Annotated in this window: 15 protein-coding genes and 2 pseudogenes; 9 read left to right on the forward strand and 8 right to left on the reverse strand. The window is 71.1% G+C overall.

Annotated features, from left to right (window positions below; all coding sequences use genetic code 11):
- The first annotated feature begins 71 nt into the window (after nucleotides 1–71).
- The 3 genes and pseudogenes from JD276_RS02785 to JD276_RS02800 all read left to right on the forward strand — a co-directional run bounded on the left by JD276_RS02785 (nucleotide 72) and on the right by JD276_RS02800 (nucleotide 1,563).
- Entirely contained in the window at nucleotides 72–413 is a 342-nt protein-coding gene (locus JD276_RS02785) for an ArsR/SmtB family transcription factor (RefSeq protein WP_200113702.1), read from the forward strand.
- Between the two features lie 3 nt (nucleotides 414–416).
- Nucleotides 417–886: pseudogene (locus JD276_RS15820) on the forward strand (SRPBCC family protein).
- A gap of 17 nt (nucleotides 887–903) precedes the next feature.
- Nucleotides 904–1,563: pseudogene (locus tag JD276_RS02800) on the forward strand (dihydrofolate reductase family protein).
- Nucleotides 1,564–1,981: 418 nt separating this feature from the next.
- Here the strand turns inward: JD276_RS02800 and JD276_RS02805 are convergent.
- The 3 genes from JD276_RS02805 to JD276_RS02815 all read right to left on the reverse strand — a co-directional run bounded on the left by JD276_RS02805 (nucleotide 1,982) and on the right by JD276_RS02815 (nucleotide 4,829).
- Nucleotides 1,982–2,788: a phosphatase PAP2 family protein gene (locus tag JD276_RS02805; RefSeq protein WP_200113712.1), complete on the reverse strand. Its 807-nt coding sequence runs from the start codon at nucleotides 2,786–2,788 to the stop codon at nucleotides 1,982–1,984.
- A 242-nt stretch (nucleotides 2,789–3,030) separates the two neighbouring features.
- Complete coding sequence (locus JD276_RS02810; RefSeq protein ID WP_200113714.1) at nucleotides 3,031–3,903, reverse strand: TrmH family RNA methyltransferase; 873 nt, start codon at nucleotides 3,901–3,903, stop codon at nucleotides 3,031–3,033.
- Nucleotides 3,900–4,829, reverse strand: coding sequence for an alpha/beta fold hydrolase (locus tag JD276_RS02815; RefSeq protein ID WP_307866415.1), 930 nt, complete (start codon nucleotides 4,827–4,829; stop codon nucleotides 3,900–3,902). Before JD276_RS02815 ends, JD276_RS02810 begins: the two co-directional genes overlap by 4 nt.
- Before the next feature lie 99 nt (nucleotides 4,830–4,928).
- Between JD276_RS02815 and JD276_RS02820 the strand changes: the two genes are divergently transcribed.
- Nucleotides 4,929–5,627 carry an exonuclease domain-containing protein gene (locus tag JD276_RS02820; protein ID WP_200113718.1) on the forward strand — a complete coding sequence of 233 codons (699 nt, stop codon included), beginning with the start codon at nucleotides 4,929–4,931 and terminating at the stop codon, nucleotides 5,625–5,627.
- A 63-nt stretch (nucleotides 5,628–5,690) separates the two neighbouring features.
- Here JD276_RS02820 and JD276_RS02825 read toward each other — a convergent pair whose 3' ends face one another.
- Together JD276_RS02825 and JD276_RS02830 are read right to left on the reverse strand one after the other, a co-directional pair.
- Entirely contained in the window at nucleotides 5,691–5,939 is a 249-nt protein-coding gene (locus JD276_RS02825) for a type B 50S ribosomal protein L31 (RefSeq protein ID WP_200113725.1), read from the reverse strand.
- Nucleotides 5,940–6,112: 173 nt separating this feature from the next.
- A complete protein-coding gene (locus tag JD276_RS02830) occupies nucleotides 6,113–6,898 on the reverse strand; it encodes an ABC transporter ATP-binding protein (protein WP_200113727.1) in 786 nt (261 codons plus the stop codon).
- Nucleotides 6,899–6,984: 86 nt separating this feature from the next.
- Here JD276_RS02830 and serB point away from each other — a divergent pair, with 86 nt between their 5' ends.
- On the forward strand, nucleotides 6,985–7,635 hold the full coding sequence (gene serB / locus JD276_RS02835; RefSeq protein ID WP_200113729.1) for a phosphoserine phosphatase SerB: 651 nt from the start codon (nucleotides 6,985–6,987) through the stop codon (nucleotides 7,633–7,635).
- A 7-nt stretch (nucleotides 7,636–7,642) separates the two neighbouring features.
- On the opposite strand, the gene JD276_RS02840 is transcribed toward serB, so the two are convergent.
- Nucleotides 7,643–9,193 carry an HNH endonuclease signature motif containing protein gene (locus JD276_RS02840; protein ID WP_233615261.1) on the reverse strand — a complete coding sequence of 517 codons (1,551 nt, stop codon included), beginning with the start codon at nucleotides 9,191–9,193 and terminating at the stop codon, nucleotides 7,643–7,645.
- A gap of 111 nt (nucleotides 9,194–9,304) precedes the next feature.
- Here JD276_RS02840 and JD276_RS16100 point away from each other — a divergent pair, with 111 nt between their 5' ends.
- Entirely contained in the window at nucleotides 9,305–9,547 is a 243-nt protein-coding gene (locus JD276_RS16100) for a response regulator transcription factor (RefSeq protein ID WP_307866416.1), read from the forward strand.
- 9 nt (nucleotides 9,548–9,556) lie between these two features.
- Here the strand turns inward: JD276_RS16100 and fabG are convergent, their stop codons facing one another.
- The gene (gene fabG / locus JD276_RS02850; protein WP_200113732.1) at nucleotides 9,557–10,267 is read right to left on the reverse strand and encodes a 3-oxoacyl-ACP reductase FabG; all 711 of its coding nucleotides are present in this window, start codon (nucleotides 10,265–10,267) and stop codon (nucleotides 9,557–9,559) included.
- A gap of 119 nt (nucleotides 10,268–10,386) precedes the next feature.
- Here fabG and JD276_RS02855 point away from each other — a divergent pair, with 119 nt between their 5' ends.
- Genes JD276_RS02855 through JD276_RS02865 form a run of 3 tightly spaced genes read left to right on the forward strand, consistent with a single transcriptional unit; the run spans nucleotide 10,387 to nucleotide 12,007 of the window.
- The gene (locus JD276_RS02855) at nucleotides 10,387–10,833 is read left to right on the forward strand and encodes a DUF3099 domain-containing protein (protein ID WP_200113733.1); all 447 of its coding nucleotides are present in this window, start codon (nucleotides 10,387–10,389) and stop codon (nucleotides 10,831–10,833) included.
- A complete protein-coding gene (locus JD276_RS02860; RefSeq protein WP_200113734.1) occupies nucleotides 10,830–11,084 on the forward strand; it encodes a hypothetical protein in 255 nt (84 codons plus the stop codon). The genes JD276_RS02855 and JD276_RS02860 overlap by 4 nt, the downstream gene beginning before the upstream one ends.
- Nucleotides 11,081–12,007, forward strand: a complete 927-nt coding sequence (locus JD276_RS02865) for an SURF1 family cytochrome oxidase biogenesis protein (protein WP_200113735.1) — start codon at nucleotides 11,081–11,083, stop codon at nucleotides 12,005–12,007. Before JD276_RS02860 ends, JD276_RS02865 begins: the two co-directional genes overlap by 4 nt.
- A gap of 47 nt (nucleotides 12,008–12,054) precedes the next feature.
- Here the strand turns inward: JD276_RS02865 and JD276_RS02870 are convergent, their stop codons facing one another.
- Nucleotides 12,055–13,077 (reverse strand): pseudouridine synthase, encoded by a 1,023-nt coding sequence (locus JD276_RS02870; RefSeq protein ID WP_200113737.1) that lies wholly within the window; start codon nucleotides 13,075–13,077, stop codon nucleotides 12,055–12,057.
- Between the last annotated feature and the right edge of the window lie 37 nt (nucleotides 13,078–13,114).

Here is a 13,114-nt window from a genome sequence, read left to right on the forward strand (position 1 = left end):
CTCAAGCCTCGGCCGTATACCGGCCACCCGCCGCCCTTGACATTTGCCCATATGGGCATATGATCGGTGTCATGGCACGAGCAGCTACGACGTCGGATGCGTTCAACGCGATCGCCGAGCCGCAACGGCGCGAGATCCTCGTCCGATTGCAGGGGGGCGAGCGGGCGGTGGGGGAGTTGGCCCTGGAGCTCGGGATGACCCAGCCCCAGGCGTCCAAACACCTCCGCGTTCTTCGCGAGGTCGGGCTGGTGCAGGTGCGTGGCGCGGGCAAGCAGCGCCTGTACGAGCTGGATGCCGGCGGGCTCCTGCCGGTGCGGGAGTGGCTTGGCGGCTTCGAACGGTTCTGGAACGAGAGCTTCGACCGCTTGAGCGAGTACGTCCAGGGCCTGGATCGACCTCGGCGGGGGGAGTAGTCCATGCATGGAACGGCCGACCGCGAGATCGTGGTCTCACGCGTCATCGATGCCCCGCGAGAGCTCGTCTTCGAGGCCTTCACCGACGTTCGGCACCTCTCGCGATGGTGGGGGCCCGAGGGGTTCACCACGACGACCCGATCATTCGAGTTCAGGGTCGGAGGGAGTGGAGCTTCATGATGCACGGCCCCGACGGCACCCACTACCCGGAGTGGATCCTCTGGCGCGAGATCGTCCCGCCCGAGCGGATCGCGATGCTGCACGGGGAGTTCCGCGACGACCCGAACGCCTTCGACTCGTTCCTGAGCTTCCATCGGCTGGGAGAGGGGACCCGGATCGTGATGCGCACGGTGTTCCCCACGAAGGAGCTCCGGGACGAAGCGGTGGAGCGGTATCGGGCGATCGAGGGCGGCCGGCAGACGCTGAGCAGCCTCGCGGCCTACGTCGCCGAGATCTCGGATACCGGCCGGTAGCAGAGCAAGGAGTCATCATCTCACTCGTCCGCGTTCACAATTTCTCCGTCTCGCTCGACGGCTTCGGCGTCGGCGAGGGGCAGCGCCTGGAGGAGCCGTTCGGCCATGCCGGAACCCGGCTGCTCGAGTGGGCCATTCCGACCCGCACGTTCACGGAGATGGGCTTCCATGGCGAGCAGGAGGGGACCGTCGGCATCGACGAGGCCTTCGCGAGTCGCTGGAACACCGGTATCGGTGCCGAGATCATGGGGCGCAACAAGTTCGCGCCCGAGTCGGGGCGGTGGCCGGATGAGGAGTGGAGGGGATGGTGGGGCGAGGACCCGCCCTTTCGCACCCCGGTCGTCGTGCTCACCCATCACCCGCGACCGCCGCTCGAGCTCGACGGCGGGACCACCTTCTACTTCGTCGACGCCGATCCCGCCGAGGCGCTGACCCGAGCTCGCGAGCTCGCCGGGGAACTCGATGTCCGGATCGGCGGCGGCGCCACGATCATCCGCGAGTTCCTGCGCGCTGACCTGGTCGACGAGATGCACGTCGCCGTCGTGCCGATCGTCCTCGGTTGAGGCGAGCGGCTCTGGGACGGGCTGGAGGGCCTGGAACGGCGTTTCCGCATCGAGGCCGTCGTCTCGCCGAGCGGGGTCGTTCACATGATGTTCTCTCGCCGCCGCGATCGGTGATCGAAGGGGGTTATTGGGGTGGTGAGGGAGACCGCCCTCGAGCTAATCTGACATAATATAGATTATCGACGAACAGACGAAAGCGGCAGCCGTACCGCGACGAATCGTTGTCGCCGTACCGCTTCGAAGCTCCGTCCCAGAGCTCCGTCCCAGAGCTCCGTCCCAGAGCTCCGTCCCGGAGCTCCGTCCCGACATCCGATCTCCGCCGTCGCATCGAAACCCGCGCAGTGTGAATACGTCGACGGAGGGATGCGACGATCGATCGGGCTCCGCGAAGCGGCGCTCACCGCAGCTGACATAAGCACATGCGAGGGCGACGCCAAGCGCTCGACGCCAAGCGCTCGACGCCAAGCGCTCGACGCCAAGCGCTCGACGCCAAGAACGTGACGCCGAGAGCGCCGCACCTGAGGGCTCGCAATCAGGAGCTCAGCGACAGCGCGGCCCGGACGCTCAGCGCGGACGCCCCGACGGTTCCGAGCTCGCCCGCCAGGAGCAGCAGATCGCTTCTCCCGAGTCCGAGCGCGCCGCCGGGCTCGGAGACGAGGCTCAGGCCGGCTAGGCCGAGCGCGCCGGCGATGAGGAGCCCGCCGCCCAACGTGAGCGCGACTCGCGCGAACCCGCCGAGCGCCGGCCGCGCCGCTCTCGCTCCCGGCACGAAGATCCGGGCGATGGCGAACGCGAGCACGCTGAGCGCGAGCGCGCCGAGCACATCGCTCGGACGGTGCCAGCCGTACGCCAGCAGCTGCCAGGCGACGACGCCGAGCAGCGCGGCGCCGAGCAGCGCGAAGACGGCCCGCGAGCGATCCGGAACCGCCCAGATGAGGGCCATCGTCAGCACCGCGAACACCGTCATGTGGCCGCTTGGAAAGGTGTTCGGCGCGTCGAGCTCGAAGAGGCCGGGGCGCTGGAGGAACTGCTGCTTGAGCAGCTGCGACGCGACGATCGCGAGCGCGGAGACTCCGGTCACGCCCAGCGCTCGGCGGAACCCGTGCACCGCGAGCGCGAACGAGCCGAGCAGCACGAGGGCCAGGATCACCGAGGGCACCGACACGAGGTTCAGCGGGGCCGGCGGCGTCGTGGTGAACGACGCCGCGTCGAGCACGCTGGCCTCGGCCTGCTGACCGAGGGCGCTCTGCACGCCGAGCACGTACGAGAGCGCCCCCACGGCCGCGGCGACGACCGCGAACGCGAGGGCCCTGATCCGGCCCCTGGCGCCTGCAAGCATGGTGGTGCTCCCCTGGTGTCCTGCGGAGATGACGGTACTGGTGGAAACGGTGGCTCTGCGCGCCGGTTCGGCCGGCCCGACGCGCGCGCTCCGCGCCCCGGGCGAGCCGCTCTCCGTGCAGGGAGCGCTCGAACGATAGGCCCAGAGTAACCGGGCGAGCTAGCGGTCTCCTGGATGCCGCCCGTCCGCCGGCTGTGCGCGGGGTGATGGTGAGTGGCGCTTCGCGTCCGCCGTGCGCACCGCTACCCCTCGCTGCGCTCCGTAGGCTGCCGCAGTGGCGGCACGGCGGTGCGCGACGAACGCTTCGCGTCCGCCGTGCGCACCGCCCACAGCGCGAGCGCGGCAGCCGTCGAGACGTTCAGCGAATCGACCCCGTGATCCATGGGGACGACGACCGAGCGGGCCGACGAGGCGAGCGCCCGTCGCGTCAGACCCGCTCCCTCCGTGCCGAACATCAGGGCAACCCGTTCGGGAACGTGCTCGACGAAGTCGGCGAGGTCCTCGGCGTCGTCCTGCAGCGCGAACGCGGTCAGCTCGTATCCGGATTCCCGGAACATCGGTCCGGCTTCGCGCCAGTCTGGCAGACGCGCCCAGGGCACCTGGAGCGTCGCTCCCATGCTCACGCGCACCGCGCGCCGGTAGAGCGGATCGGCGCAGGCGGGGCTCAGCAGGACCGCGTCGGCGCCGAGCGCGGCCGCCGAGCGGAAGATCGCGCCCACGTTCGTGTGATCGGCGAGGTCCTCGAGCACGACGACGCGCCGGGAGGCCGCCAGCAGCTCGACCGGATCCCGCTCCGTCGGGCGGTGCATCGACGCGAGGGCGCCCCGGTGCATGTGGAAGCCCGTGAGCCGCGCGAGCTGGTCTGGCTCCCCCACGTACACGGGCACCTCGGGGTGGGCGGCGAGCAGCGGCTCCACCTTCGGCAGCCACTCCTCCAGGATCAGCGCCGAGCGCGGTCGGTGTCCGGCCCGCAGCGCGCGCTCGATCACCTTGGGAGATTCTGCGAGGTACAGGCCCTCGGCCGGCTCCCGCACCCGCCGCAGCGCGACGTCGGTGAGCTGCGTGTAGTCGGCGAGCTCGGGCGCCTGGAGGTCTGCGATGCGATGGATCCTCACCGTCCGGACTCCCCCGCGTCGACGGCTGCGCCGCGCCGCGCGTCCGGCTCCGCGCGCTCCGCCGCGGTCTCGCGCAGGAAGCCGGCGACGAACACCGTCGCGTCCTCGACCGCCTCGTAGTGCACGAGATGGCCCACGCCGGGTACGATCCTCAGCCGGGATCCGCGGATGGCGCGCTGCAGCCGGAGCTGCTCGGGCAGCGGCGTGATGTCGTCCCGATCTCCGACGATCAGCAGCGTCGGGGCGGCGAACGCCGCAGCGAACTCTCCCACCGTGTGGGACACCGAGGCCCGGAAGGCCTGGAGCAGCGTCGCAGAGTCCGAGAAGTCGCTGAAGTGCTCGGCGTGCTGCCGGTGGATCCAGGAGCGCAGCTCGGGATCGCGCGTCTTCGCCATCACCTCGCTCATGACCCGCACGATGAGCGGGTCGCCCAGCAGCCGCCGGGCCCGCGACTCGGGCAGCACGGCGGCGGCCCGGTAATAGGCGATGGCGAGACGGGTCATGGCGCCGTTCGGGCCCTCCAGCGCCGGCGAGGAGATCGGGTTGATCAGCATGATCCGGCTCGGGTCGAGCCCGTCCGCGATCGCCCTCGCGACGACCAGCGAGCCGAAGGAGTGCCCGAGGATGCCGAAGCCCCCTGGCGCGATCTCGGCGACGAAGGCCCGCAGCCACTCGCCGTACAGCCGAAGATCGTGCTCGCGACCCGGGATCGCCGGCGTGCGCCCGAATCCGGGCAGATCCGGGACGACGACCCGCAGCTCGGGGGCCGTCTCGGCGAGCAGTCCGGCGAGGCCCTCGAGCCCGTGGTGGTCGCCGCGGAAGCCGTGGACCAGGATCAGCGGCTCGCCGGCCGGATCCCCGTACTGCCAGGCGCGGGTGCGGATCCCGAGCGTCGGGACGAGCAGGTCGGGCGATGCGTCACTCACGTAGCGAGTGTATCCGCGGACCATCCGCGTGCCCTGATAGGACCGGTGCGCCCGATGTCCGAGGTCGTCGATAGCATCGAGGGTGACGAAGGGACAGATGTGACCGACCGACTCCCCCTCTGGGCTGAGAACCTCGCCGTGTTCGACACCGAGACGACCGGCATCGACACCTCGGGCGCGCGTATCGTGAGCGCCGCGGTGGCGCTGCTCGGCGGAGGCGGCGAGGTGGTCGAGCGCTACGACTGGTTGCTCGATCCCGGGGTCGAGATCCCCGCCGCGGCGGTGCGCGTGCACGGCATCAGCACGGAGGTCGCGCGGTCGAGCGGTATGCGCGCAGAGGTCGGCATCGAGCAGATCGTCTCCATGCTCGCGTCGATGATCGACCGGGGCTTCCCCATCGTCGCCTACAACGCGCCCTTCGATCTGACGCTGCTGCGCGCCGAGGCCGCGCGCCACTCGGTGGGCTGGCCGGAGCCCCTCTCCCCCGTGATCGATCCGCTGATCCTCGATAAGCAGTTCGACCGGTTCCGCAAGGGGAAGCGCACGCTCGAGCTCGTCGCGCAGCACTACGGGGTCGAGATCGGCAACGCTCACGACGCGGGCGACGACGCGATCGCCGCGGGCCGGGTGCTGCAGGCGCTGGCGCGCAAGTACGCCGAGGTGATCCCCGGCGAGCTCGACGACCTGCACCGGGCGCAGATCGAGTGGGCGGCGGCGCAGGCCGCGAGCTTCCAGGAGTACATGCGGCGCGTGCGCGACGCCTCCTTCATCGCAGACGGCTCCTGGCCGCTGCGGTAGGTTCCGGAATACGGAAGAACCCCCGGATCTCTCCGGGGGTTCTTCCGTATTCCAGGGCTGCGATCAGGCGCCGAAGCCCTTGAAGCGCTGGTTGAACTTCTCGACGCGGCCTGCCGAGTCCATGATGCGCTGCTTGCCCGTGTAGAACGGGTGCGAGGCGCTCGAGATCTCGACGTCGATGACCGGGTAGGTCGCACCGTCGAGCTCGATGGTCTTGTCGCTCGTCAGCGTGGAACGGGTGAGGAAGGTCTCGCCCGACGCCAGGTCGCGGAACACGATCGCGTTGTACTCGGGGTGGATTTCGGTCTTCATGAGTAGTCCTTAGGATTGTCGCCTTGCATGGAGCGTGTAACAGCACGCTCCGAGGTCTTGGGATCGGCGGATGACCGCACAGCGTTCTATTTTAGCAGAAACAGCCTCGCTCGTCCGGACATCGCCCGCGGCGGAGCCGGGGCGTGTCGGGGCCCTGGGTCGTGGAGCGTCGCCTACGGCCGCGCGACCGCCGAGTAGCGGCCCTCGGAGACGCTGAGATCGAAGGGCATGCCGAAGGTCGCCTCGAGGTTCTCGGCGCTCAGCGTCTGCGCGATCTCGCCGGATGCCTGCACGCGGCCGTCGCGGATCATGAGCACGTGCGTGAAGCCGGGAGGGATCTCCTCGACGTGGTGGGTGACCATCACCATGGCGGGCGAGCCCGGCGACTGCGCGAAGCCCGAGAGCATCTGCAGCAGTCGCTCACGCGCGCCGAGGTCGAGGCTCGCGCTCGGCTCGTCGAGCAGCAGCAGCTCGGGATCCGTCATCACGGCCCTGGCGATCATCGCCCGCTTCCGCTCCCCGTCGCTGAGCGTGCCGAAGCGGTGGTCGGCGAACTCCGTCAGATCCCACTCGGCGAGGATGCGGTCGGCCTGCCGCAGGTCGATGTCGTCGTACTGCTCGTTCCACCGCCCCTCGACCGAGTACGCGGCGGTGAGCACGACGTCGCGCACCCGCTCCCCCGCCGGAATGCGTCGCGCACTCGCCGAGGAGGCGAAGCCGAGCCGATTGCGCAGCTCGAAGACGTCCACGCGGCCGAGGGTCGCGTCGAGGATCTGCACCTCGCCCGTGGTCGGGTAGTCGTTGGCGGTGGCGAGCTTCAACAGCGTGGTCTTCCCGGCACCGTTGGGGCCGAGGATCACCCAGCGCTCCGAGCTGTCCACCGCCCAGTTCACGCCGTCGAGGATCGGGCGGCGGTCTCGAACGTAGGACACATCGGTGAAGCGCAGCACATTGACCATGCGCTCAAGCCTAACCGCAGCGGGCCGACCCGCTCGCCCGCGCCACGCGGACGACCGCGGACGCGCCGGACAGTAGGCTGGTCGCTATGACCGAGACCTCCCCCGCGCGTCCCCTCGTCGTGCTCGACTGCGACTCCACCACCATCCGGGACGAGGTGATCGAGCTCATCGCCGACGAGGCCGGCACCAGGGCGCTCGTCGCCGAGGTGACCGAGCGGGCCATGCGGGGCGAACTCGACTTCGCGGAGAGCCTGCGCGAGCGGGTGGCGACGCTCGCGGGCACGCCCGCATCGGTGTTCCGACGCGTCTACGAGCGGGTCCGGCCGACGCGCGGCATCCACGAGCTGGTGGCCGAGGTGCACGCGCGCGGCGGTGTGGTGGGCGTGGTCTCGGGCGGCTTCCACGAGGTGCTCGACCCGCTCGCCGAGGATCTGCGGCTCGACCGGTGGCGGGCCAACCGGCTCGAGGTCGAGGGCGGGGAACTCACGGGACGCGTGCTCGGCCCGATCGTGGACGGGGCGGCCAAGGCCGCCGCGCTGCGCGAGTGGGCCGAGGAGGCCGGCATCCCGCTCTCCGCCGCGGTCGCCATCGGGGACGGGGCGAACGACCTGGAGATGATGGGGATCGCGGCGATCGGCGTCGGTTTCAACGCGAAGCCGATCGTGCGCGAGCGCGCCGACGTCTCCATCGAGGACGACCTCGCCCTCGCGATCCCGCTGCTCGACCGGCTGGGGTGACGCTACCCTAGAACCCCGGTTCCGAGGAGCCGACGAACCTCACCGTTCTCCGTGCACCGGCGAGTACTGCGCCCGGTGGACGATCGACGTACTCGCGTCCGGTCGGACTGCGCCATCGGAGCGCCCCGCCCGAATCCTGTGACACTCGCCACTGGGTGTGGTGCTTCAGCACGTGATGCCCACGGCAGAGGTGGGCAAGATTATCGGTGGCAGTCGGCCCGCCGAGTGCGGCGTCGACCGTATGATCGAGATCGCAGCGCGATACAGGAACCCGGCACCCCGGGAAGCGGCAGTGCCGATCGCGGGCACCGAGCATGCGGCGCATCTGCTCGCTCGGGCGGTACCGATCCACTGACAGCACCCGTCCGGTCGCCGATTCGAGAACGACGGTGCTCCACCGTCCGGTCTCGGACGCGATGCGGCCGGCGGTCGCCCCGTCGATCGGGCCGAACCCCACGAGCTCGGCATCGCGTGCGAGGTCGATGTCGCCGCCGAAGTCAGTGCTGTCGGCATGTTCAGCGTTTCCGGTACCTTCAGCGCTATCGGTGCCTTCGCCGTCGGCACGGGGAGCCTCGCCCTCAGGCCTCTGCCCCGCCTGCCCCGGCCGCCCTGCCTGCCCCGGCCCCCCTGACACGATCACCTGCACGCTCGCGCGCACGGACTCCCCCGTGCTGCCCGCGAACAGTGAGAACTCGTCGGACGAGAGCAGGAGATCGGCGAGGGCGTCAGCGCGCAGCTGATCACGCGTGCGAGCGGCAGGGGCTTCGGCCGAGGTCTCCTGCTTCAGTGCAGCGCGGACCTCGTCCTCGGGGGTCTCGCCCCGCGCGGGAACCCTCCGTTCGCCGTGCTCGGCGGCACGCGCGATCCGAGTGAGGCGGTCGTAGATGGCGTGTGCCTCGAGCGCCGGCAGCCGCGCGAACAGCTCGGCCATCCCGTCTTCGCCGTCGATGATGCACACCCGGCGTTCGGCGACCGCCTCGCGGTGTCGTTCATCGAGCGTGCGCTCGGCCCATCGCTCGGCGAGCCGTCGTGCGATCGGGCGCAGCCGACCGGGGGTCTCCCGGACTGCGATCTCCAGCACCTCCTGTTCGTAGCCGGCGCGCCTGCGGCGCAACTCCGGCGTGTCCGCCGCACCGATCACCATGCCGGCAGACGCTACTATGCGGGCGTGCGCGTACGAGATCTCCGCGCGGTCGAGGGCGCTCAGCGTCTCGACGTACTGATGCGAGAGGCGGTGGGCGAGATCCATCTGCCGCTCCGCCTCGTACTCGCTGATGCGGAACGCGGTGGCGAGCTCGGCGCGCAGCGAGCGGTACGCGAGTTCCGTGGCGGGGCCCGGCCCCGAGGCTCGAGCAGCGGCGCCCGAGGGATCGCCGACCGTCTGATCCATCGCCGCCGCGATGAGGGCGACCCGCGCGGCATCGGAGGCCCGCCGCTGCGCCTCCGCTCGTTCGAGCCACCCGATCACCTCTTCGAGCGGATGCGCATCCGAGCCGGCGCCGTCGCCGCCCGCTCCGGGAGCCGCGGAGCGGGTATCGGTGTTGCGGCTGCTGGTCATGAATCCATGCAACCACGGACCACTGACATTGGCGGATCGACGGACGGGACGGGCAGAACGGAACGGGCAGAACAGGTGGAACGGACGGAACGGGCAGAACGGACGAAACAGGTGGTGCGGGGCGCGGAGCCGGATCCCGACGGCGGAGCGCGGCCCGCGCTGAACGATACGGAGCGGGCGGTGGCGGCGCTCGTCGCGCAGGGGTGCAGCAACCGGATGATCGCCGAGCGCCTGCACCTCGCCCACGGCACGGTGAAGAACACCGTGTCGGCGCTGCTGCGCAAGTTCGGAGTGCACGACCGCACCGCGCTCGCGCTCCGGCTCGCCGGGCCGGGCTCGACCCGGGCGCGCTGACGCTCCGGCCTAGTGCCCCATCCCCAGGCCGCCGTCGACCGGGATGACCGCGCCCGAGACGTATCCCGCGTCGTCCCCCGCGAGCCAGGAGGCGACGCCGGCGATCTCCTCGACCTGGCCGAAGCGGCCGGCGGGGATCGAGTCGAGGTACTTCTTCTGCTGCTCCTCGGGCAGCGCGGCCGTCATGTCGGTCTCGATGAACCCGGGGGCGATGACGTTCGCGGTGATCCCGCGCCCGCCCAGCTCGCGGGTCAGGGAGCGGGCGAAGCCGACGAGCGCCGCCTTCGACGAGGAGTAGTTGATCTGCCCCGGCGAGCCGTAGAGGGCGACGACGCTCGAGAGCAGGATCACTCGGCCGAAGCGCCCCTTGAGCAGGCCCTTCGCGGCGCGCTTGACGACCCGGAAGGTGCCGGTGAGGTTGGTGTCGACGACCTCGCTGAACTCCTGCTCGCTCATGCGCAGCAGCAGGGTGTCGCGGGTGATCCCGGCGTTCGCGACGACCACCTCGACGGGGCCGAGCTGCGCCTCGATCTCGGTGAAGGCCGCGTTGATCGACGCGGCGTCGGTCATCTCGGCGCGCACCGTGAGCGATCCCTCGGGGCCCTCCCCGGATCGGGCGGTCACGGCGACGCGGTGCCCGTCGGCCATCATGCGCTGTGCGATGGCGTATCCGATGCCGCGGTTGCCGCCGGTCACGAGTACGGTGCGGGGGGTGCTCATGGAGGATCCTTCCGTTGGGGCTGCCTCAAGACTAGGGGAATCGGACGTGGCGACCGCTCCATCTTGCGGCGTGTATCCAGCGGCGGAGCGTAGGCTGGGAGGGATCGAAGAAGGAGCGCATGGCGAAGAGTTACAGCGTGACCTCGGCCGGGGTGAATCCGGCCGAGGATCGGGCGCACCGTATGCGCGTGTACTTCATCACGATGAGCCTGCGCGTCGTGTGCGTCGCCTCCCTGTTCTTCGTGCGCGGGTGGTGGGTGCTCCTCGCGGGCGCCGGGGCCGTGCTGCTCCCCTACTTCGCGGTGATGATCGCGAACGCCGTCGCGCACACGGGGGGTGAGCACCCCGAGGCTCCCGAACCGCTGCAGCTCACCGGCGCCGGCGCCGAGCCGGAGGAGACCGGACGCGAGGGCTCCCTCATCGTCGTCGATGCTCCCGCCGACCGCCGGGCCTCGCCCCCGGACGCGGCGGAGCCGGAGCCCGCAGCCGAATCCCGGGACGGCGCCTCCCCCGGCGAAGCCCGAGCCGAGCCTGCGTCGGCCGATCCCGGGGAGGAGCCGGCATGAGCGGCGTGCTCTCGGCCTCGCTCGGAGGCTCTCCCGCTCAGCGGTTCGAGTGCTCCCGCGCCGGGTGCAGAGAGGCCGCGGACTCGGCCATCCTGTGGCGCAACCCGAAGATCCACGACCCCGAGCGGCGGAAGACCTGGCTGGCGTGCGGTGAGCACCTCGAGACGCTGCGGGAGTTCCTCGCGGCGCGGGACTTCCCGCTCGAGGTGCGGCCGGTGTCGGATCTCGAGACGAAGGCCGACGAGGCATGACGGAGACGATGGCTCCCGCCCGAGCCGATGCGGGCGATCTGCCGCAGCCGGTCGAGCAGCCGGGCTGGAGCTTCCTGCGGAGCAAGCGATGGTTCGGCTACTTCACGCTGTTCGTGATCTTCTCCATCGCCTGCGTGTTCCTCGGCAACTGGCAGTTCGACCGGCGGGCCGAGGCGCGCGCCGAGATCGAGCGGATCGACGCGAACTACGAGGCCGCGCCCGCGCCCCTCCCCGAGGAGCTCCCCGACCTCGGCGGCTTCGACGAGGACGCGCAGAAGTGGCGCCCGGTGGTGGCGACCGGCGAGTACGTCGGCGATCCCTTCCTCGCGCGGAACCGCCCGGGCCCCGGAGGCGTGGGCGCCGACATGATCCAGGCGCTGCGCACCGCCGAGGGCAGCATCTTCTTCGTGGATCGGGGCTGGGTGCCGGTCGAGAGCTCGGCGCTGGAGCACCCGGACGAGGTGTTCGCCGGGCTGCCGCCCGCCCCCATGGGCGAGGTGACGGTGGAGGCCCGGCTGCGCGCGGGCGAACCCGAGATCAGCGGGCGCTCGACCTCGGGCAGCACGGTGGCGAGCATCGACCTGCCGGAGCTCGCGAGACTCGCCGGCGACCCCTCGTCCACCTACACCGGGGCGTACGGGATGCTCATCTCGGAGACCCCCGCGGCCGAGCAGGCCTTCGAGCACGGGCAGCTCCCGTCGAAGCCGGAGCGGGACGAGGGGCCGCACCTCTCGTACGCGCTGCAGTGGTACGTCTTCATCCTGATCGCGGGCATCGGGGTCGCCTACGCCGCGCGGCAGGAGTACCGCAGCCTGAACGCCGGCAACGACACCGTGCGCCGGCAGGATCGTCGCAGCGCCGAGCGCAGGCGGCGACGCGGGCCGTCGGACGCCGACGAGGAGGACGCGCTCCTCGACGGCTGAGACAGGGGGTTCGGCGGTGTCCGGCTGCGGCCCGGATCCCGAACCAGTTATGCGCTGCGCGGGTCGAGCCGGAGGCCGCTCTCGAACGCCCGCTCCTCCCCCGTCAGCGGGTCCGCGAAGGCGAGACGCTCCGCGAGCAGCTGCAGGGTGCTCGAGAAGTCGTAGGGGTCGGGGGCGAGGTCGACCGGGTACACGGGGTCGCCGAGCAGCGGCATGCCGAGCGCGTTCATGTGCACGCGCAGCTGGTGGGTCTTGCCGGTGTGCGGGCGCAGCAGGAACTCGCCGGCCCAGCGCCCGGCGTGACGCAGCACGCGCAGCAGCTCGATCGAGGTGCGGGCGTTCGGCTCGCCGAGGGTCTCGAGCACGGCGCGGGTGCCGCCCTCCTTCTCGAGACGGCTGATCCTGTACCGCGCACCGGCTCCGGGCGCCAGTCCCAGCGGCAGGGGATCCCCCGGTCGCCACGCGGGCGGCAGCCAGGCGAGCGCGCGGTAGGTCTTGCGCACCTCGCGCCGCTGGAACATCGACTGGTAGGCGCCGCGCGTCGCCCCGCGGCGGGAGAGGATCAGCAGGCCGCTCGTCACCCGGTCGAGGCGGTGGATCGCCACGAGCGAGTCCTCGCCCCTGGCAGCGCGCAGTCGGGTGACGACGCACTCGCGCACGAACTTCCCGTTCGGGGTGCTCGCGAGGAAGGCGGGCTTGTCGACGACGAGCAGGTCCTCGTCCTCGTACACGATCGCGACCTCGAAGGGGATGCGGGGCTCGTGCGGGACGGGCTTGTGGAACGAGTAGATGCCGCCGGGCTCGACGGGATCGGCGAGGGCCGCCCGCTCCCCGCCCTCGGTCGTGAGCGCTCCGTCGGTGACGAAGTACTCGGGGGTCAGCCTCATCGCGCCGAAGGCCTGCTCGCGGCCGAGGGTGCTCGGAATCACCGTCTCGGCGAGCCAGGCGCCGACGGTGGCGGGCACGGGCAGGTGCGCGCCGGCGTGCGTGCGGCGTCCTCCGGGCGCCCGCAGCCGCGCGGCGGAGATGCCGTCGCGCGGGGGAAGGAATCGCTGTTCGAAGGCCGCCACAAGTCAAGCAGTCTACCTACGCCGGCTCGATGAGCTC

This window comes from Leucobacter chromiisoli, from assembly GCF_016522505.1.
Classification (GTDB): domain Bacteria; phylum Actinomycetota; class Actinomycetes; order Actinomycetales; family Microbacteriaceae; genus Leucobacter; species Leucobacter chromiisoli.